The sequence below is a fragment of the Salmonella sp. NW177 genome, from assembly GCF_051811585.1.
Classification (GTDB): Bacteria; Pseudomonadota; Gammaproteobacteria; order Enterobacterales; family Enterobacteriaceae; genus Salmonella; species Salmonella enterica.
The window spans coordinates 1-20761 of the sequence record NZ_JAMMZV010000010.1 but is presented as its reverse complement, the minus strand read 5'-3'; the positions used below and the strand labels follow the sequence as shown (position 1 = coordinate 20761).

Sequence of the window (20761 nt, the reverse complement as noted above, 5' to 3'; positions counted from 1 at the left end):
ATGAATAACAATGATATTTATCGTCAGTATATGTACAGTTATCCGCATAAGACGGCTTATCGGGAGCTGGAGAACGTCAGCTTTAGCGAAGTAAAACCGCGGATTTACGAGCACGACACACATCTGTATGTTCATATGCCGTTTTGTCAAAGTCGCTGCGGGTTCTGTAATTTATTTACCTGCACTGGCGCAGAGAATACGTTCATTGATAGCTATATCGACGCGATTATTACCCAAGGCCGACAAATGGCGCTGGCGCCCGTCCACTGGGCAAGCTTTACCGTAGGCGGCGGCACACCTCTGCTATTAAACATTGCGCAATTAGAGAAGTTATTTTTTTCCGTCTTTGATGTGCTCAATGTTGACTGGAATATTTATAAAACAATTGAAACTTCCCCTACGGATACCACGGCAGAAAAAGTAGCGCTATTAAACGCCTTTTCCGTTAATCGCGTCAGTATTGGCGTACAAAGTTTTCATGATAGCGAGTTACATACGCTGCATCGCCGCCACAATGCCGCCAGCGCGCATCAGGCGCTGGAATGGCTAAAGGCGGGTCATTTTCCATCACTCAATATTGATATTATTTACGGCATTCCCGGCCAGACTCACGCAAGCCTGACGGAATCGTTACATCAGGCGCTCGTTTATCAACCGGAAGAGCTTTTTCTTTATCCGCTTTATAATATGCCTCGCCAGGAAAATATGCATAGCTACTACGTTTTAGCCCGCGATCTTTTACGCAACGCGGGCTATACCCAAACGTCCATGCGCCGTTTCGTCCTTAATCCAGCGCCATCCGCCGCGGCGGAAAGCTGCGGATTTGAAAACTCACTGGCGCTCGGCGCGGGCGGCAGAAGTTATCTTGGCAATCTGCATTACTGTTCGCCGTGGTCGTCGAACCTGCAGACATCACGAAAAATCATTCAGGCGTTTATCGACAGCCCGGATAAAACCGTCATTAATCACGGTTATCTGCTCCCCCCTGATGAAATGAAACGCCGCTTTATCATTAAAAATCTATTTTTCTGGCAGGGACTTTCTCTTAGCGATTATCAGCAATATTTTGCCAGCGATGCGCTAAGGGATTTCCCCGACCTGGAACGCTTTATACAGCAAGGCTACTGTTATCAGAATAGCAGTCGCCTCCGGCTAACGGAGACCGGTATGGCATTATCCGATTGCCTTGCTCCTGTGTTCGTTTCGCCTGAGGTGATGCTACGGGAGAATCGGCAGAGATGAGCGCCCCTGCCCTGCGCGATATTCACACGCTGTTTTATCGCGGCTATCTTAAATCGTGTAATTATCATTGCGGCTATTGCCCGTTCCATAAACACGCCCGTAACGATAAAAAACGCGACGAAGCCGCGCTATGGCGCATGGTTGACCATTTGCCTCTTTTAGGTACGCCGTTGAATGTGATGATTACGCCTTATGGCGAGGCGCTACGCTTGCGTTATTACATGGCGGCGCTGGCAGAAATTAGCCGCTATCCTCATGTTCAGGCGGTCGGCATACAAACTAACGCCTCTTTTTCGTTAATGTCATTGCTGGAATCATTTCGTGCTGGCGGCGGAGATATCTCAAAGCTTCGGTTATGGTGTTCTTTTCATCCCTCACAAATTACCGCTGAGCGCTTTCTCCAGCAGTGTTTAGCGCTCTCTGCCGCCGGAATAACCTGGTGCGCGGGGGCTGTCGCCAGTATGAAAGATATCGACCAGTTTCGTTGGCTACGCCAGCGGTTGCCTGACCAGAATTATTTTTGGTTTAACGCCAACGAGTGTGCCAATACCCGGTATACCGTTGAGGAAACCATCGCCTTCAGCGAACTCGATCCGCTGTATGTGGTTGAAACGCAGCAGTGGCCAGCGCAGCTGGATATCTGTACCGCAGGAAGAAAAAGTATTTTTATGAATGCAGAAGGCGATCTTTTTGCTTGTCATATCAGCAAAATTAAAATGGGTAATTTATATCAGCAACGGCTTAATTCTCCCGCCTGCCAGGCAAAACAATGCCACTGTTTTCTCGCTTATCAGCACCGTCTCGATATTCCATTGCTGAATCACCTGGATACCTCACGCTGTTTTAGGATCGGGCGCTCATGCGATATCGTTTAATCGCTTTTGATCTTGATGGAACGCTGCTAAACCGTAATAAACAAATTCTGCCAGAGTCGCTAACCGCTATCCGTCAGATGCAGGACATGGGCTGCCGAATAATGCTTGTCACCGGTCGCTCTCATCGTGAAGCCTATGCGTATTATCAAACGCTGGCGCTCACCGAACCGATGATCTGTTGTAACGGAAGTTATATTTATCAACCGGCTCAACAGCAGATCCTTCATCCGCTGCCGCTGACGCACTTACAAACGGAAAAAATACTGGCGCGGGTATATCCGCTTAAACCGACAATTCGTGCTGATGATAAAATAATCTTTCAGGCTGATGAGCTAAGCAGTAGGGAGAATATTTGGCAAATCAGCATCGTTCATCGACACATAAAACAACTACAAAATATTGCTGAGTTTATACAGCATGAATTACAGCTAAGCTGTACCTGGTCCTGGCATCATCAACTGGATATTCTCCAGAAGGGGTGTAGCAAAGGGCAAAGCCTCGCCAGATATGCACAGCAACAGCATATCGCAATGCGCGAAGTGATGGCGTTTGGCGATAATGATAACGATGCGGAAATGCTACGTTTAGCCGGATTGGGCGTAGCGATGGGGAATGCCAGCGCCCGGGCAAAGGTTTATGCGGACAGCGTCATTGGTCGGCATAATACGCCAGCGATTGCTGATTTTTTGGCAACCTTATCCCTTTATCAATGTGAATAAAAAAACCCCGCCGAGTTTTCATTTCGGCAGGGTTTTTATCCGTAAGAACGTTAATTACTCTTCTTTCTGACCACGGTTCGCACGGCGGCGATCGTTTTCCGTCAGGTGACGTTTACGGATACGGATAGAGGTTGGGGTGACTTCTACCAGTTCGTCGTCATCAATGAACTCCAGCGCTTGCTCAAGGCTCATTTTAATTGGCGGAACCAGAATCACCGCTTCATCCGTACCAGACGCACGCATGTTGGTCAGTTTCTTACCGGTCAGGCAGTTTACCGTCAGGTCGTTGGAGCGACTGTGAATACCAATAATCTGGCCTTCATAAACTTCCGCGCCGTGACCCAGGAACAGCTTACCGCGATCCTGCAAACCGAACAGCGCAAACGCCACCGCTTTACCCTGACCGTTGGAGATCAGTACGCCGTTCTGACGCTGGCCCACTTCACCCGGACGAATATCGTCGTAATGGCTGAAGGTGGAGTACAGCAGACCCGTACCGGAAGTCATGGTCATGAATTCTGAACGGAAACCAATCAGCCCACGGCTTGGGATCACGTAGTCGAGACGTACGCGGCCTTTACCGTCCGGATTCATGTTTTTCAGGTCGCCTTTACGCTCGCCCAGCGCCTGCATGACAGACCCCTGGTGCTGCTCTTCGACGTCCAGCGTCACGTTTTCGTACGGCTCTTGTTTACGACCGTCGATTTCACGGAAGATAACTTTCGGACGGGAAACCGCCAGTTCGAAACCTTCACGACGCATATTTTCAATCAGCACGGACAGGTGCAGTTCGCCACGACCGGATACACGGAACGCATCCGCATCTTCGGTTTCTTCAACGCGCAGCGCCACGTTATGCACCAGCTCTTTGTTCAGACGGTCAAGAATCTGACGAGAAGTCACAAACTTACCTTCTTTACCGCAGAACGGCGAGGTGTTAACGCAGAAGAACATAGACACGGTCGGCTCATCAACGGACAGCGCCGGCAGCGCTTCAACGTTCTGCGGGTCGCAGATGGTGTCGGAAATGTTCAGCTCGCCCAGACCGGTGATCGCAATGATATCGCCCGCTTCGGCGATATCGCTGTCGATACGCTCCAGCCCCAGATGCGTCAGCACTTTACCTACTTTCGCGTTACGGGTTTTCCCTTCACTATCGATGATAGTGACCTGCTGGTTCGGCTTCACTTTGCCGCGTTTGATACGGCCGATGCCGATAACGCCAACGTAGTTGTTGTAGTCCAACTGGGAGATCTGCATCTGCAACGGACCATCGAGGTCAACGTCCGGCGCCGGAACATGATCAATGATCGCCTGATACAGCGGGGTCATGTCTTCCGCCATATCTTCGTGGTCCAGACCCGCGATACCGTTCAGCGCCGAAGCGTAGATGATCGGGAAGTCCAGCTGTTCGTCGGTCGCGTCGAGGTTAACAAACAGGTCGAATACCTGGTCAACAACCCAGTCAGGGCGCGCGCCAGGACGGTCAACCTTGTTGATAACCACAATAGGTTTCAGGCCATGAGCAAAGGCTTTTTTGGTCACGAAGCGCGTTTGCGGCATCGGGCCGTCAAATGCGTCAACCACCAGCAGCACAGAGTCAACCATGGACATGACGCGCTCTACTTCACCACCGAAGTCAGCGTGCCCGGGAGTATCAACGATATTGATACGGTAATCATTCCATTTAATAGCGGTGTTTTTAGCGAGGATAGTAATACCACGCTCTTTCTCCAAATCGTTGGAGTCCATCACTCGCTCTTGAGTTTCGGCACGCGCGTCGAACGTACCGGATTGCTGGAGCAGCTTATCAACCAGGGTAGTTTTACCATGGTCAACGTGCGCGATGATGGCGATGTTACGCAAATTTTCGATCACAACTTTGCCTCAGGCATTAGAAATAGCGCGTTATTGTACACGGATTAATCGCACTACAAAACAGGATCACAAACATCCTCCGCAAACAAGTATTGCAGAGTCTCTTTGTGATCGCTTTCACGGAGCGTTAAAAGGGTGGCTTGCGTTCTATTGCACCAATGTGGTGCTTAATGTTCACATTAAAGCACTATTTTGGTGCAACATAGTCACCATGGTGCAGCCCTTTTGCACGATGGTGCGCATGATAACGCCTTTTAGGGGCAATGTGAAAGTTGGCACAGATTTCGCTTTATATTTTTACGGCGACACGGCCAGCAGAATTGAAGATCTCGTTACCACGACGACCGACCATGACCAATCCGGGAGAGTACAAGTATGTCCGCTGAACACGTTTTGACGATGCTGAACGAGCACGAAGTGAAGTTTGTCGATCTGCGCTTCACCGATACCAAAGGCAAAGAACAGCACGTCACGATTCCTGCTCATCAGGTAAATGCCGAATTCTTTGAAGAAGGCAAAATGTTTGACGGCTCCTCTATCGGCGGCTGGAAAGGCATTAACGAATCCGACATGGTGCTGATGCCAGACGCATCCACCGCAGTGATTGACCCGTTCTTCGCGGACTCTACCCTGATTATCCGTTGCGACATCCTGGAGCCTGGCACTCTGCAAGGTTATGACCGTGACCCACGTTCCATCGCAAAACGTGCGGAAGACTACCTGCGCGCGACCGGTATCGCCGATACCGTCCTGTTTGGGCCGGAACCTGAATTCTTCCTGTTCGACGACATCCGCTTCGGCGCATCTATCTCCGGCTCACATGTGGCGATTGACGATATTGAAGGCGCCTGGAACTCCTCTACCAAGTACGAAGGCGGCAACAAAGGCCATCGTCCGGGCGTGAAAGGCGGTTATTTCCCGGTTCCGCCAGTCGACTCCGCGCAGGATATCCGTTCTGAAATGTGTCTGGTCATGGAGCAGATGGGCCTGGTCGTTGAAGCGCACCACCACGAAGTAGCGACCGCAGGTCAGAACGAAGTGGCGACCCGCTTTAACACCATGACCAAAAAAGCCGACGAAATTCAGATTTACAAATATGTCGTGCATAACGTGGCTCACCGCTTCGGTAAGACCGCGACCTTTATGCCAAAACCGATGTTCGGCGATAACGGTTCCGGTATGCACTGCCACATGTCGCTGGCGAAGAACGGCACCAACCTGTTCTCTGGCGACAAATATGCCGGTCTGTCTGAGCAGGCGCTGCACTACATCGGCGGCGTCATCAAACACGCCAAAGCCATCAACGCCCTGGCGAACCCGACCACCAACTCCTACAAGCGTCTGGTCCCGGGTTACGAAGCGCCGGTGATGCTGGCCTACTCCGCCCGTAACCGTTCCGCCTCTATCCGTATTCCGGTGGTGGCGTCTCCGAAAGCGCGCCGTATCGAAGTTCGCTTCCCGGACCCGGCGGCTAACCCGTATCTGTGCTTTGCCGCCCTGCTGATGGCCGGTCTGGACGGGATTAAGAATAAGATTCACCCGGGCGAAGCCATGGACAAAAACCTGTATGACCTGCCGCCGGAAGAAGCGAAAGAGATCCCACAGGTAGCGGGTTCTCTGGAAGAAGCGCTGAACGCGCTGGACCTGGACCGCGAGTTCCTGAAAGCAGGCGGCGTGTTCACGGATGAAGCGATCGATGCGTATATTGCGCTGCGTCGCGAAGAAGATGACCGCGTGCGTATGACCCCGCACCCGGTAGAGTTTGAGCTGTACTACAGCGTTTAATCGTATATTAAAAATCCGACGAATTTCGCGTTGCTGCAAGGCGGCAGCTGAGCACATCCCCAGGAGCATAGATAGCGATGAGACTGGGGTAAGCGAAAGCAGCCAACACAACAGCAGCGTGAAAGGCGTCAGGAGTTTTTGAGTTGCCGTGGAAACTTTCAGCCCATCCCAGGATGGGCTTTTTTCTCCACCAACAATCTGATCTCACGCGCTTTTTAGTGGTAAAAAGCTATAATGCACTAAAATGGTGCAACCTTTTCCAGGAGACTGCTGAATGGCAAGCGGCATACAGCCCGATGCTGGGCAGATCCTCAATTCGTTAATCAACAGCGTGCTGGTGGTCGACGACGCGCTGGCAATCCATTACGCCAACCCTGCCGCGCAGCAGTTGCTCGCGCAAAGCTCACGCAAACTGTTCGGGACGCCGTTACCTGAACTGTTGAGCTATTTTTCGTTAAACATTGACCTGATGCGCGAAAGTTTAGCGGCAGGGCAAGGCTTTACCGATAATGAAGTGACGCTGGTGATTGATAGTCGCTCGCATATTCTCTCTTTGACCGCCCAACGTCTGCCCGACGATTTTATACTGCTCGAAATGGCGCCGATGGATAACCAGCGTCGTCTGAGTCAGGAGCAGTTGCAGCACGCGCAGCAAATCGCCGCCCGCGATCTGGTGCGCGGTCTGGCGCACGAAATCAAAAATCCGCTCGGCGGCCTGCGCGGCGCGGCGCAGCTACTCAGCAAGGCGCTGCCCGACCCGGCGCTAATGGAATATACCAAAGTCATCATTGAACAGGCCGACAGGCTACGCAACCTTGTCGATCGTTTGCTGGGGCCGCAGCACCCGGGAATGCACATTACCGAGAGCATACATAAAGTCGCGGAGCGCGTGGTGGCGCTGGTGTCGATGGAACTGCCGGATAATGTCCGGCTTATCCGCGATTATGACCCCAGTCTGCCAGAACTGCCGCACGACCCGGAACAAATTGAGCAAGTACTGCTGAATATTGTCCGCAATGCCTTGCAGGCGCTGGGGCCGGAAGGCGGCGAAATTACGCTGCGTACGCGTACCGCCTTCCAGTTAACGCTGCATGGCGAACGCTATCGCCTGGCGGCGCGTATAGACGTTGAAGACAATGGGCCGGGCATTCCTCCCCATTTACAGGATACGCTGTTCTACCCGATGGTCAGCGGTCGCGAAGGCGGCACCGGGCTTGGGTTATCTATCGCCCGCAATCTTATCGATCAACACGCCGGCAAAATTGAATTTACCAGTTGGCCGGGGCATACCGAGTTTTCGGTTTACCTGCCGATTCGGAAATAGAGGTGTTTATGCAACGAGGAATAGTCTGGGTCGTCGATGATGATAGTTCCATCCGTTGGGTGCTTGAGCGTGCTCTCGCCGGGGCAGGGTTGACCTGTACCACCTTTGAGAATGGTAATGAAGTACTGGCTGCGCTGGCCAGTAAAACGCCGGACGTCTTGCTGTCGGATATCCGAATGCCGGGAATGGACGGGCTGGCGCTATTAAAGCAGATTAAACAGCGTCACCCGATGCTTCCGGTCATCATTATGACCGCGCATTCCGATTTAGATGCCGCCGTGAGCGCTTATCAGCAGGGGGCGTTTGATTATCTACCTAAACCGTTTGATATTGATGAAGCCGTCGCTCTGGTCGAGCGCGCGATTAGCCACTATCAGGAGCAGCAGCAGCCGCGTAATATCGAGGTTAACGGCCCGACAACAGACATGATAGGCGAAGCGCCCGCCATGCAGGATGTGTTTCGCATTATTGGTCGGCTGTCGCGTTCTTCGATTAGCGTGCTGATTAACGGCGAATCAGGGACCGGGAAAGAACTGGTCGCCCATGCGCTTCACCGCCATAGCCCACGCGCCAAAGCGCCGTTTATCGCGCTCAATATGGCGGCCATCCCGAAAGATTTGATTGAATCCGAACTGTTTGGCCATGAGAAAGGCGCTTTTACCGGGGCGAATACCATCCGGCAGGGCCGTTTCGAGCAGGCTGACGGCGGCACGCTGTTTCTGGACGAAATTGGCGATATGCCGCTGGATGTCCAGACTCGTCTGTTACGCGTGCTGGCTGACGGACAGTTCTACCGCGTGGGCGGGTACGCGCCGGTAAAAGTGGATGTGCGCATTATCGCCGCCACCCACCAGAACCTCGAACGACGCGTTCAGGAAGGGAAATTCCGCGAAGACCTATTCCACCGCCTGAACGTGATTCGTATCCATCTTCCGCCATTGCGCGAGCGCCGTGAGGATATTCCGCGCCTGGCGCGCCATTTTTTGCAGGTCGCCGCCCGTGAATTAGGTGTGGAAGCCAAATTATTACATCCGGAAACCGAAACGGCGTTAACGCGCCTGGCATGGCCTGGTAACGTGCGTCAGTTAGAAAATACCTGCCGCTGGCTCACCGTCATGGCCGCCGGACAGGAGGTATTGATTCAGGATTTACCGGGCGAACTGTTTGAAGCCTCGGCGCCGGATAGCCCGTCCCACCTGCCGCCGGATAGCTGGGCGACATTACTGGCGCAATGGGCGGACCGCGCCTTGCGATCCGGTCATCAAAACCTGCTTTCTGAAGCGCAGCCAGAACTGGAAAGAACGCTACTGACCACGGCGTTACGCCATACGCAGGGTCATAAACAGGAAGCCGCCAGGCTGCTCGGTTGGGGGCGAAACACCCTAACGCGGAAGTTGAAAGAGCTGGGAATGGAGTAAACATTACCCGCGAGTGTAAAGATTAATAATTGAGCGCAAAACGCTGCTATTTTGCGCTTTACTGTTCCGATGAGTTCAGTATGATCATGCCCGGCAAACGGGGGGATTCATTATGTTAGAATCTATTATTAATCTGGTATCGAGTGGAGCGGTCGACAGCCACACGCCACAAACTGCGCTAGCCGCCGTGTTGTGTGCCGCGCTGGTAGGACTGTTCAGCTGACAATGTGCCGGATGGCGCTAATGCTTATCCGGCCTACAGGTTGTCGCAACGTGTAGGCCCGGTAAGCGCAGCGCCACCGGGCAACCCGGCTAAATGACGCGCGAGAACTGCTGCATCCGCGCTTTCTGGCGCAGATACGCGTCAAAGCACATGCAGATATTGCGGATCAGCAAACGACCTTTCGCCGTCACCTGAATTCCCTTCTCGCTAATATCCACCAGCCCATCTTTCGCCAGCGGCGACAGTAACTGCAAATCTTCGGCAAAATACTCAGCGAAATGCAAACCCCACTGCTGTTCGACAGCGTTAAAATCCAGGCGGAAGTTACAAATCAGCGCCTTGATAACATCGCGACGAATGCAATCATCACGGGTCAGCGTAATACCACGCCATAGCGCATTGCCCCGCTCATCCACTTGCTGGTAATAACGCTTCAGCTCTTTCTGGTTCTGCATGTAGCCATCGCCAATCATGCTGATAGCAGAAACCCCCATCCCCAGCAGATCGGTATCGCCCTGGGTCGTATAGCCCTGAAAATTACGGTGCAGCACGCCTTCGCGCTGCGCGACGGCCAGTTCGTCGTCCGGACGGGCAAAATGGTCCATCCCGATAAACTGATAACCGGCCTGAGTAAGCGATACGATCGTCTCCTGCAAAATATCCAGTTTCTGCTGCGCGCTGGGTAAATCGGCATCTTTAATTTTACGCTGGGCGGCAAAAAGCGTTGGCAGATGCGCATAGTTAAAGACGCTCAAACGATCGGGGTTCAGTTCCGTCACACGCTTCAGCGTGAAAGCGAAGCTTTCCGGCGTCTGTTTCGGTAGACCGTAGATCAAGTCGATATTGGTCGAGGTAAAGCCGATATCGCGGGCGTGATTAAGCAACGCAAAGATGAATTCTTCATCCTGCTCGCGGTTAACCAGCCGCTGCACCTCTTTATTAAAGTCCTGCACGCCCATACTCAGGCGGTTAAAACCTTCCGCACGTAAATGATCGAGCACATCCAGCTCAATTTCACGGGGATCGACTTCGATCGAGATTTCCGCGTCGGTATTAAAGTGGAAATTTTCACGCAACAGCGTCATTAAGCGGCTGATTTGCGCTTTATTCAGGTAAGTAGGCGTACCGCCGCCCCAGTGAAGCTGGCTAACATGACGGTTTGCAAACAGCGGCGCGCGATGGCGAATTTCCTGCTCAAGCGCGTCAAGATACTGGTCAGCTTTATGCTGTTGGCGGGTGACAATCTTGTTGCAGCCGCAGAAATAACACAACTTGTGACAAAACGGGATATGCACATACAGCGAGAGCGGACGTTCAGGATAACGCGCCACAGCCTGCAAGAATGCGGCGTCCTCGAAGTCTTCAGAAAACTCCAGCGCGGTTGGGTACGAGGTATATCGTGGCCCGGAATAGTTATATTTCTGGATCAGGGCCAGATCCCAGTCTATTTGCTGTTCAGACATGCTCACTCCTTCCGATGGCGTCTCTGGCGGGTACGGCGTACCGGCTTCACGCCATGACGGGCGGCAAGCCGGCTGCGCAGCCATTTCTGTCGCCGCGACAATCGCTGTAGTTTAACGAATAACCACACCAGATAACATATAACCGGAAGGGTTATAAGCAGGACGGGCAAGCCCACGGTGTAAATCCGTTAGTTGCCGCCTCTTAGCAGGCGCATCATATCTTCCTGCTTCTCGTCCTCTTCGTCGTCTTCTTCGTCGTCATCGTAAGACAGACCAAGCTTCTGCATCAGTTCATCAATACGATCCAGTTTGGCATCTACCCAGGCTTGATCTTCCGCACTCAGGGTTTCGCCCGCTTCCAGACGTTCTAACAGCGCATCCAGGCGCTCATCCGTTTCCAGTAAATCCAACTCCGCCTGCGGTGAAAGCATAGGTTTCTCACTTTTCGGTTTATGCTGTTGGGTCACTTTTTCAGTCACGCCTAATGGAACAGGTGCTTTACTGCCAATACGTGGATCTTTTTGTTGATTCTGATTGCCGCCGCCCGAAGCGGAATTGCCGCCCGCCGCGCGACTTCCCGGCGCATGACCGCGATGTTTTTTCAGGCGTTTACGGTCGCGCGCCTCCTGGTTTAACTCTTCACGCGTTTTACGACGCTGTTTGCCAAAGGCTTTACTGCGCGGTGCAGAGGTTGGTTTTTTCATGATGTCAGATCTTTAAGCCGTTTTATTCAGTATAGAATTGAGGCGGAATCTAGCAGAAAGCAAGCAAAGAAAAAAGGCGACAGAGTAATCTGCCGCCTTTTTTCTTGACTCACGACCCTTAACGGGTTCCACCATCCCTGTTGGCTATCAACACGCCCTGTTTTTCCCTTAGCCTGGAACATTCCATGTTGTTTCCATTTCCTTTTACTAACGTCTCCGGACGTTTGTCTTCCTGACAATCCTGTGTCTTCGCCTCCTGGCGCTCCTGACCCTCATCCTGAGTCGTTGATCCTGTTAGCGTCCTCGCTATGTGCATTACTTTACTCTTTTGGGGTAAACTCACAAGATACCGACACGGCAAATCCCTTTTTTTCAGACAATTACCTTTCTATAAATTCATGATTTAACTATATTAACTGGCTTTGAGCCTGACAACGACTCTGTCATGTCGCATAAGTGCAATGGTCAATGTCTCACAAAGCGTATGGCTTTTACTTACAGCACCGCCGCGCCGAAAAATCCGTCTTTTGCTGGCGTTCAGGTATAATCGCCACAATGCTTTGACTGATGGAGACGACCGCTTTGACTAACCTGAATTATCAACAGACGCATTTTGTGATGAGTGCGCCTGATATTCGCCATTTACCTTCCGATTGCGGAATTGAAGTGGCTTTTGCTGGCCGTTCCAATGCAGGCAAATCCAGCGCCCTGAACACGTTGACCAACCAAAAAAGCCTGGCGCGTACCTCTAAAACGCCGGGCCGTACCCAATTGATTAACCTGTTTGAAGTCGTAGATGGCAAACGGTTGGTCGACCTGCCGGGCTATGGCTACGCGGAAGTCCCGGAAGAGATGAAACGCAAGTGGCAACGCGCGCTGGGGGAATATCTGGAGAAACGTCAAAGCCTACAGGGCTTAGTCGTTTTAATGGATATCCGCCATCCGTTGAAAGACCTCGACCAACAGATGATCCAGTGGGCTGTAGAGAGCAATATCCAGGTTCTGGTTCTGCTGACCAAAGCGGACAAACTGGCCAGCGGCGCGCGCAAGGCGCAGTTGAATATGGTACGTGAAGCCGTGCTGGCTTTTAATGGCGATGTGCAGGTAGAAGCGTTTTCCTCGCTGAAAAAGCAGGGAGTGGATAAGTTACGTCAGAAACTGGATAGCTGGTTTAGCGAACTGGCACCGGTCGAAGAGATTCAGGACGGGGAATAATCACCCGCTATGCCGGATGGCGCCGCTGCGCGTCTTATCCGGCCTACGGTGTGAGCGAAACTTTTCTTACGCCCAATAAAAAACGCCCCAGTCATAAACTGACTGGGGCGGCTAAAATATTCAGCCAAATCCGATTACGTGAAGTAAAAGGTCTGAAAGATAGAACATCTTACCTCTGTACCCTACGTGAATAACTTTACTCTTTTTTGAGCAACACAGAAAGACCTTTTCGTAATTTTTTTTCATTCTTTACATAGGGAATTCTAATACCCATCACAAAACTCCCGTGCTTATGTTGCTTAATTACGAAAAAAGCGCGTTATTCCTTAAATGCTTAGTGCGCTTGATCCCAATTTTCCCCGCTACCGACTTCTACCAGCAACGGCACATCAATACGCGTGCAGTTTTCCATCAACTGATGGATACGTTTTGCTACCGCATCTAAGTCGTCTTTATGCACCTCGAACACTAATTCATCGTGTACCTGCATAATCATCCGCACGCGCGGCTGCTCGGCCTGTAGCCAGGCATCGACGGCAATCATGGCGCGCTTGATGATATCGGCAGCCGTTCCTTGCATGGGAGCATTGATCGCCGCGCGTTCCGCCCCCGCGCGCCGCGCCGCGTTACTGGATTTAATATCCGGCAGGTAAAGGCGGCGCCCCTCCAGCGTTTCCACATAGCCTTGTTCTTTTGCCTGAGCGCGGGTGCGCTCCATATATTCCAGCACGCCAGGGTAGCGTTCGAAGTAGAGATCCATATACTTCTGCGCCTCTTTACGCGGAATATTAAGCTGGCGAGAAAGACCGAAGGCGCTCATCCCGTAAATCAGGCCAAAGTTAATGGCTTTCGCACTTCGGCGCTGTTCCCCGGTCACGCTATCCAGCGGCAAGCCAAAGACTTCCGCCGCCGTTGCGCGGTGAATATCCTTTCCTTCGGCGAACGCCGTGAGCAGCCCTTTATCACGGGAAAGATGCGCCATAATACGCAGCTCAATCTGTGAATAGTCCGCAGACACGATGAGATAATCCTCAGGCGCAATAAATGCCTGACGAATGCGGCGGCCTTCTTCATTGCGCACCGGAATATTTTGCAGGTTCGGATCGGTGGACGATAAACGTCCCGTCGCCGTTACCGCCTGATGATAGGACGTATGGACGCGCCCGGTTTTCGGGTTAATCATCAGCGGCAGCTTATCGGTATAGGTGGATTTTAGCTTCGCCAGACCACGATACTCCAGAATCACTTTCGGCAGCGGATAGTCCAGCGCCAGCTCTTCCAGCACCTCTTCCGACGTTGACGGCGCGCCGCCAGGCGTTTTCTTCAGCGGCTTAATACCCTGCTTTTCAAACAGGATGGTCTGCAACTGCTTCGTCGAGGACAGGTTGAACGCCTCGCCCGCAATGTCATGCGCTTTCTTTTCCAGTTCCGCCAGACGTAGCGTGATTTCTTCCGAATGTTTGTGCAGGACGGCAGGATCGATTTTTACGCCATTGCGCTCAACGCGTGACAGTACAGGCACCAACGGCATTTCGATGTTTTCGAAAACATTCAGCGGGCCTTTGTGCTGCTGGAGCTCAGGCCACATTTTGAGATGCAACTGTAACGTGACATCCGCATCTTCTGCCGCATAGCGCCCCGCTTCCTCCAGTGCGATCTGGTTAAAGGTGAGCTGGTTTTTACCTTTACCGGCAATGTCTTCAAAGGTGATAGTTTTGTGCTTCAGCCAACGATCGGACAAACTGTCCATATCATGGCGTCCGGCGACGCTGTTCAGAATGTAAGACTCAAGCATGGTATCGAAGGCGATACCGCGCAGCTCAATACCGTAATTTTGCAAGACGCCGCGATCGTACTTGAGGTTTTGCCCCACTTTGCGCACTTTTTCATCTTCCAGCAGCGGCTTCAGCAGTTCCAGAGCACGCTGGCGGGAGATTTGATCCGGAGCGTCCAGATAATCATGCGCGACAGGTACATACGCGGCAACGCCAGGTTCGATAGCAAACGAGAGGCCCACCAGGTTGGCGGCGATATTATCCAGACTGTCGGTCTCCGTGTCGAAAGCAAAAACTGGCGCTTTTTTCAGCTTTTCAATCCAGCTTTCCAGCGTAACGTCGTCCAGAATCGTGACATAATTTTCATAAGAGAGCGCCGCTGCCGGTTCGCTGGGCGATTCATCAATAACGACCGTTTCCTGCGGTTTGGCCGCCGGTTTCACGCCCTTTGCCTGTAGCCACTTGCCTGACTCAACGTCCGCCGTCCAGCGCTTAAACTCATATTTTTTAAACAGGCCCAGCAGTTCATCCGCAATCGGCTGCTGCACTTCAAGCTGTTCGCAGGTCAGCTCCAGCTCAACATCCGTTTTAATGGTGGCGAGTTTATAAGACAGGTACGCTACGTCTTTATTCTGCGCTAATTTAGCGGCCATCGTTTTGGCGCCGCGGAAAGTGAGACCGGCAATTTTTTCCGGCTCGGCGTACAGCGTATCCAGGCCGCCCAATCCCTGAAGCAAGGCTTGCGCCGTCTTCTCACCCACGCCTGGTACGCCCGGAATATTATCCGAGGAGTCCCCCATCAGCGCCAGAAAGTCGATAATCAGCTCAGGCGGCACGCCGTACTTATTAACGACTTCATCCGGGCCGAGGATGGTGTTAGTCATGGTGTTGATCAGCGTAATATTCGGCGTCACCAACTGTGCCATATCTTTATCGCCGGTGCTGATTAATACCGGACGCCCCACCTTCTCCGCTTCTCGCGCCAGTGTACCGATAACGTCATCCGCTTCTACGCCAGAGACTGCCAGCAGAGGTAACCCCATGGCTTTAACCATGGCATGTAACGGCTCTATTTGCGCTCGCAGATCATCCGGCATCGGAGGACGATGCGATTTGTAGTGTTCAAAGAGCTCATCACGGAAGGTTTTTCCTTTGGCGTCAAACACCACCGCAGCATGCGTCGGCTGATACTGCATGATCAGGCTGCGCAACATGTTGAGGACACCATACATTGCGCCCGTAGGTTCTCCCGCGCTGTTGGTTAACGGCGGAAACGCATGATAGGCGCGATAGAGATAGGATGAGCCATCTACGAGAATAAGTGGGTTTTCTGGGATCTGAACCATAATGTCCGTGCCTGTTTAACAGATTATGGTTAAAGGATGCCACATACAGGAGGAAAACTTGAGTTTTTCGCCGCATTTGCGGAAAAGTTTTGTCGATCTTCAGGATCGCTCGCAAAACAACCTGTGGATAACTTTGTGTGTAAATTCTTACCATTACTTTAAAATCAGCGCGATAGCCTTCTCGTCTTAATAATTACCCATTATTTTCAATGAGTTGTTAACATCACGTTTTTCTGATTATCTGATTCATGCCGTTATCATAATGTGGATAGTTGTTACGAGTGTTTCTATTTCACTCAGCGCCATCATTAGCATCGTTTTCTGATAGAATCAGCCTCTTGCGCCCTTTTCGCGCACCGTTTATGGCTAACTTTTGAATAATTTATTATGACGAGAATACTCGCGGCTATCACGCTCCCATTGAGTATCGTATTGACCATCCTGGTCACTATTGTTTGCTCAGTACCGATCATCGTTGCCGGTATGGTAAAGCTTCTTTTGCCTGTTCCCGGTATCTGGCGCAAGGTCTCCATTTTCTGCAATTTCATGATGTATTGCTGGTGTGCTGGTCTTGCAGCGCTGTTACGCCTTAATCCGCACTTGCAATGGGATGTAGAAGGGTTAGAAGGGCTGAGCAAGAAAAATTGGTATTTACTGATTTGTAATCATCGCAGCTGGGCCGATATCGTTGTGCTTTGCGTTCTGTTCCGCAAGCATATCCCAATGAATAAGTACTTTCTTAAACAGCAATTGGCCTGGGTGCCGTTCATCGGCCTGGCGTGCTGGGCATTAGATATGCCGTTTATGAAGCGCTACTCCCGTAGCTACCTGCTCCGACACCCCGATCGACGCGGCAAAGATGTTGAAACAACTCGTCGCTCTTGCGAAAAGTTTCGTCGGTATCCCACCACTATCGTTAACTTTGTTGAAGGCTCGCGATTTACGCATGAGAAACGTCAGCAAACGCATTCACCTTATCAACATCTGTTGCCGCCAAAAGCTGCCGGTATTGCAATGGCGATTAATGTTTTAGGCTCACAGTTCGATAAGCTGCTTAATATTACGTTGTGTTACCCAAACAACGATCGTCACCCCTTCTACGATATGCTAAGCGGTAGGCTGACGCGTATTGTTGTTCGGGTGCAACTGGAACCCATAAATGAAGAACTGCACGGCGATTACGTGAACGACAAAACATTCAAACGCCGTTTTCAACGTTGGCTTAATACGCTGTGGGATAAGAAAGATATACAGATAGAAGAGATTAAAACATCTTATAAAAACGCCGGTCAGTGACCGGCGTTCTTTTTATTTTTTATCAACCAAATATTTCACAGTATCAGCATACTGCTGAACAAAAACATCCATGCTGCTGGTATCCATGCCTTGTGGGTTAATCTGGTATTTGCCATTGACGAACATCGCCGGAACGCCCTGCAGTTGCAGGTCAGCCGCGGCTTTCTCCTGTTGCGCAACCAGTGATTTCACCACGAAGCTGTTCCATGCCGCATCGTAATCTTCGCCCTTGACGCCCGCATCAACGAACACTTTACGGATATCCGCGGCAGATTGTACTGTCTGGGTTTTCTGTACGGCTTCAAACAGCGGGACCGTGACTTTATCTTCTACACCCAACGCCATCGCCACCGCCCATGCCTGGGTGAGCTCCTTGCCCAACGGCCCCAGGAACTCAACGTGGTACTTGGTCATTTTGGTGCCTTCCGGCAGCTTTTTCTTCACATTGTCAGACACATGAAGCACTTCTTCAAACTGATAACAATGTGGGCAGTAGAAGGAGAAAAACTCCAGTACCTGGGGTTCGCCAGCGACCGGTTTATCCAGCGTGATATACTGTTTACCGTCGCTGATCTGTGCTGCCGAGGCGCTAAAAGCTAAAACCATACCAGCCAGCGCCAGCCAAATCTTTTTCATGATCAACTCTCTCCGATTAATACATTGGCGTTAATTGTAAAGGGGGTTCGTGCAAAATTTTAGTCTGCTCAATAAAAGTCGTTGTCTGTCGCTGCCAGTAATCTTCCCCTGTTAACCAGGGAAAGTTTTTCGGAAACGCAGGATCGCCCCAACGACGAATCAACCAGGCAAGATAATAAACTAAACGCATGGCGCGTAAAGGTTCAATGAGACCAATTTCAGCCGTATCGAACTCACTAACTTCTTCATAAGCTTCAATAATGGTTTCAAGCTGCATTCGCTGTTCGGCTTTGTCGCCGTTCAGCAGCATCCATAAATCCTGTATCGCCGGGCCGTTACGGGCATCATCTAAATCGACAAACAGCGGTCCATCACGCCATAGAATGTTGCCGGCATGACAATCGCCGTGCAATCGCAGCGTGGCGAAATCGGTGCGCCAGCATTCGGTAACTGCAGACAGTAGAGTATCAGTGGCTTTCAGGAAAGCCGCTTTTTGCCCGGAGGGAATCAGTGCGGCATCTTCGAATACCTGGCGAGGTTCAAAAAGATACTCTGCAAGCCCAATGTCAGGCCGGAAAGTGAAAGGACGTTTTCGCCCCGTCTGATGCAATCGACCAAGATAACGCCCTACCGCCTCCATCTGATCGATATTATCTGCTTCAAACTGACGACCGCCTACGCTGGGGAAAATGGCATAATGATAGCCCTGATGTGCTAACAGCGTCTGGCCATTAAACGCGAGCGGAGCAGCAACCGGAACCTCATCCTTCACCAGTTCAAGCGCGAATTGGTGTTCTTCCCGAATTTGATCAACAGACCAGCGTTCAGGACGATAAAACTTAACGACAAAACGTCGACGGTCTTCATCCTGAAACTGATAGACGCGGTTTTCATAACTGTTTAGTGGAGTCAGCCCGGAATCCACCCTGATCCCCTGTTCAAACAGCGCATCCATGATGGTTTCCGGGTGTAGCGTCTGGAAAGTAAAAGCGTTGTCGTTCATCCCATCATCCGGAAAATACTACGAATGATTCAGGATATCATTTCGTGGCGATTTCGGTGGCGCCGCTTACAAGGTTTTACTCTTTAATAACGCCGCGGGCGCGTAAAAGCGCCGTTTTAAAGTCCTCTTCATAGTCTTTTTGAATCCCTGGAATGGCGGCGTCTTTGGCGGAATCACGCATTTTCAGATGGTAGATCAGGATATCATCAGTTAAATCTTCCAGTTTGCCGTCAAAACCTGACTCTTTCGCCAGTTTCTGCAAAAATTGCGTCAGATTAAGATCAGGCTCTTTCTGCCAGGCTGGCTGGAGGAGTTCAATGACTTCATTCAGGCGTTTACATTTCATAGCTGTGCTCCTTATTCTTGATACAGACACGGTAGCAGGGTCAATCCCACAATAAAAGAGGCGATATCGGTGAATCTGGATGAAGTAATAACCGGCGTGGTGCTGGCAGGCGGTAAAGCCAGGCGGATGGGAGGTGCGGATAAAGGTCTGCTTGAACTGGACGGGAAACCGCTCTGGCGGCACGTTGCCGATGCGCTCGCGCCGCAACTGGCTACGGTCGTCATTAGTGCTAATCGCCATCTGGATATCTACCAGGCCAGCGGCCTGAAAGTCATTCCGGATTCAATCGCTGACTTTCCCGGTCCGCTGGCGGGTATGCTTTCCGTTTTTCAGCAGGTAGCAGGCGACTGGTTTCTGTTTTGCCCCTGTGACAATCCCTGTATCCCCCACAACCTGGTCGATCGTTTAGCAGCGCAGCGTCATGGTGCACCCGTGGTTTGGGTTCATGATGGAGAGCGCGATCATCCAACGATCGCGTTGATTAATCGTGCCGTTGAGCCCCAGTTGACAGCTTATTTGCAAGCAGGCGAGCGGCGGGTAATGATTTTTATGCGCCAGGTAGGCGGACACGCCGTTGATTTCAGCGATTGTAAAGAGGCATTTGTGAACGTCAACACGCCGGAGGAACTCGCGCAATGGCAAAAGAGACCATGATACCGCTACTCGCCATTGCCGCGTGGAGCGGCACGGGAAAAACAACACTGCTGAAAAAACTGATCCCAGCACTTTGTGCGCACGGTATTCGGCCAGGGCTGATTAAGCATACCCATCATGATATGGATGTTGATAAACCGGGTAAAGATAGCTACGAATTACGTAAGGCCGGGGCGGCACAAACGCTGGTTGCCAGTCAGCAGCGCTGGGCGTTAATGACTGAAACGCCGGGGCAAGAAGAGTTGGATCTGGCATGGCTGGTGAGCCGGATGGATGCATCAAAGCTGGATATGGTGCTGGTAGAAGGGTTTAAACACGAGGCAGTTGCGAAGATCTTACTTTTTCGTCAGGGATGTGGGCACAGCGAGGAGGAATTGATTCTTGATGAGCATGTTATTGCGGTTGCCAGTGATATTCCACTTGCCGTAGCGGTACCCGTTTTGGATCTTAATGATGTATCGCAGATTTCTGCCTTCATTTTGCGGTGGTTAGAGAAAGCACGTTCCTTGTAGGCCGGATAAGGCGAAGCTGCCATCCGGCGGTGCCGGTTGCCTGATGGCGCTGCGCTTATCAGGCCTACATTTTTACAGTTACCACACACGCAAAGAAGCCCGTCCGTCAGAACGGGCTTCTTCACTTGTCTGATGCCTGGCAGTTTATGGCGGGCGTCCTGCCCGCCACCCTACGGGCCGTTGCTGCGCAACGTTCAAATCTGCTCCCGGCGGATTTCTCCTCCCCAGGAGAGTGCTCACCGACAGACCACAGATAAAACAAAAGGCCCTGTCTTCCGACAGGGCCCTTCGTTTTATTTGATGCCTGGCAGTTCCCTACTCTCGCATGGGGAGACCCCACACTACCA

General features: G+C 51.6%; 20 protein-coding genes. 11 read left to right on the top strand and 9 right to left on the bottom strand.

The features are described 5' to 3' along the window. From NA986_RS21865 to NA986_RS21855, 3 genes are read left to right on the top strand one after another with little or no spacing between them, the layout of a single operon-like run. Complete coding sequence (locus NA986_RS21865; protein WP_023216609.1) at positions 1–1242, top strand: STM4012 family radical SAM protein; 1242 nt, start codon at positions 1–3, stop codon at positions 1240–1242. After that, positions 1239–2117: an STM4011 family radical SAM protein gene (locus NA986_RS21860; RefSeq protein WP_023216610.1), complete on the top strand. Its 879-nt coding sequence runs from the start codon at positions 1239–1241 to the stop codon at positions 2115–2117. Before NA986_RS21865 ends, NA986_RS21860 begins: the two co-directional genes overlap by 4 nt. Then, positions 2102–2836, top strand: a complete 735-nt coding sequence (locus NA986_RS21855; protein WP_023216611.1) for a Cof-type HAD-IIB family hydrolase — start codon at positions 2102–2104, stop codon at positions 2834–2836. Before NA986_RS21860 ends, NA986_RS21855 begins: the two co-directional genes overlap by 16 nt. Before the next feature lie 54 nt (positions 2837–2890). Here NA986_RS21855 and typA read toward each other — a convergent pair whose 3' ends face one another. Continuing rightward, entirely contained in the window at positions 2891–4714 is a 1824-nt protein-coding gene (gene typA, locus NA986_RS21850; protein WP_000572060.1) for a ribosome-dependent GTPase TypA, read from the bottom strand. Between the two features lie 375 nt (positions 4715–5089). On the opposite strand from typA, the gene glnA reads away from it, so the two are divergent. From glnA to NA986_RS21830, 4 genes are all read left to right on the top strand, one after another. Further along, positions 5090–6499 carry a glutamate--ammonia ligase gene (gene glnA / locus NA986_RS21845; RefSeq protein ID WP_023216612.1) on the top strand — a complete coding sequence of 470 codons (1410 nt, stop codon included), beginning with the start codon at positions 5090–5092 and terminating at the stop codon, positions 6497–6499. Positions 6500–6773: 274 nt separating this feature from the next. After that, positions 6774–7823: a nitrogen regulation protein NR(II) gene (gene glnL / locus NA986_RS21840; RefSeq protein ID WP_000146190.1), complete on the top strand. Its 1050-nt coding sequence runs from the start codon at positions 6774–6776 to the stop codon at positions 7821–7823. An 8-nt stretch (positions 7824–7831) separates the two neighbouring features. Further along, the gene (glnG, locus tag NA986_RS21835; RefSeq protein ID WP_001188782.1) at positions 7832–9241 is read left to right on the top strand and encodes a nitrogen regulation protein NR(I); all 1410 of its coding nucleotides are present in this window, start codon (positions 7832–7834) and stop codon (positions 9239–9241) included. A 112-nt stretch (positions 9242–9353) separates the two neighbouring features. After that, positions 9354–9464, top strand: coding sequence for a YshB family small membrane protein (locus NA986_RS21830; protein WP_001578131.1), 111 nt, complete (start codon positions 9354–9356; stop codon positions 9462–9464). An 89-nt stretch (positions 9465–9553) separates the two neighbouring features. Here the strand turns inward: NA986_RS21830 and hemN are convergent, their stop codons facing one another. The 3 genes from hemN to NA986_RS21815 all read right to left on the bottom strand — a co-directional run bounded on the left by hemN (position 9554) and on the right by NA986_RS21815 (position 11974). Next, positions 9554–10927 (bottom strand): oxygen-independent coproporphyrinogen III oxidase, encoded by a 1374-nt coding sequence (hemN, locus tag NA986_RS21825; protein ID WP_000003528.1) that lies wholly within the window; start codon positions 10925–10927, stop codon positions 9554–9556. Between the two features lie 188 nt (positions 10928–11115). Then, the gene (gene yihI / locus NA986_RS21820) at positions 11116–11631 is read right to left on the bottom strand and encodes a Der GTPase-activating protein YihI (protein ID WP_000743289.1); all 516 of its coding nucleotides are present in this window, start codon (positions 11629–11631) and stop codon (positions 11116–11118) included. A gap of 118 nt (positions 11632–11749) precedes the next feature. After that, complete coding sequence (locus NA986_RS21815) at positions 11750–11974, bottom strand: hypothetical protein (RefSeq protein WP_001541209.1); 225 nt, start codon at positions 11972–11974, stop codon at positions 11750–11752. A 239-nt stretch (positions 11975–12213) separates the two neighbouring features. Here NA986_RS21815 and yihA point away from each other — a divergent pair, with 239 nt between their 5' ends. Then, positions 12214–12846, top strand: a complete 633-nt coding sequence (gene yihA, locus NA986_RS21810; RefSeq protein WP_000183327.1) for a ribosome biogenesis GTP-binding protein YihA/YsxC — start codon at positions 12214–12216, stop codon at positions 12844–12846. 120 nt (positions 12847–12966) lie between these two features. Here the strand turns inward: yihA and NA986_RS21805 are convergent, their stop codons facing one another. Beyond that, positions 12967–13014 (bottom strand): spot 42 RNA, inhibition of DNA synthesis, encoded by a 48-nt coding sequence (locus NA986_RS21805; protein WP_071892919.1) that lies wholly within the window; start codon positions 13012–13014, stop codon positions 12967–12969. Between the two features lie 166 nt (positions 13015–13180). Then, on the bottom strand, positions 13181–15967 hold the full coding sequence (gene polA / locus NA986_RS21800; protein ID WP_000249963.1) for a DNA polymerase I: 2787 nt from the start codon (positions 15965–15967) through the stop codon (positions 13181–13183). A 387-nt stretch (positions 15968–16354) separates the two neighbouring features. Here polA and NA986_RS21795 point away from each other — a divergent pair, with 387 nt between their 5' ends. After that, positions 16355–17263 carry an acyltransferase gene (locus tag NA986_RS21795; RefSeq protein WP_000196902.1) on the top strand — a complete coding sequence of 303 codons (909 nt, stop codon included), beginning with the start codon at positions 16355–16357 and terminating at the stop codon, positions 17261–17263. Positions 17264–17275: 12 nt separating this feature from the next. Here the strand turns inward: NA986_RS21795 and dsbA are convergent, their stop codons facing one another. The 3 genes from dsbA to NA986_RS21780 all read right to left on the bottom strand — a co-directional run bounded on the left by dsbA (position 17276) and on the right by NA986_RS21780 (position 19248). After that, entirely contained in the window at positions 17276–17899 is a 624-nt protein-coding gene (dsbA, locus tag NA986_RS21790) for a thiol:disulfide interchange protein DsbA (RefSeq protein ID WP_000725364.1), read from the bottom strand. Between the two features lie 16 nt (positions 17900–17915). Further along, positions 17916–18902: a serine/threonine protein kinase gene (locus NA986_RS21785; RefSeq protein ID WP_000999264.1), complete on the bottom strand. Its 987-nt coding sequence runs from the start codon at positions 18900–18902 to the stop codon at positions 17916–17918. A gap of 76 nt (positions 18903–18978) precedes the next feature. Further along, positions 18979–19248, bottom strand: a complete 270-nt coding sequence (locus NA986_RS21780) for a YihD family protein (RefSeq protein ID WP_000649858.1) — start codon at positions 19246–19248, stop codon at positions 18979–18981. A gap of 69 nt (positions 19249–19317) precedes the next feature. Here NA986_RS21780 and mobA point away from each other — a divergent pair, with 69 nt between their 5' ends. Continuing rightward, positions 19318–19902, top strand: coding sequence for a molybdenum cofactor guanylyltransferase MobA (gene mobA, locus NA986_RS21775; RefSeq protein WP_001046879.1), 585 nt, complete (start codon positions 19318–19320; stop codon positions 19900–19902). After that, positions 19899–20414 carry a molybdopterin-guanine dinucleotide biosynthesis protein MobB gene (gene mobB, locus NA986_RS21770; RefSeq protein ID WP_010989085.1) on the top strand — a complete coding sequence of 172 codons (516 nt, stop codon included), beginning with the start codon at positions 19899–19901 and terminating at the stop codon, positions 20412–20414. The genes mobA and mobB overlap by 4 nt, the downstream gene beginning before the upstream one ends. Positions 20415–20761: the final 347 nt, after the last annotated feature.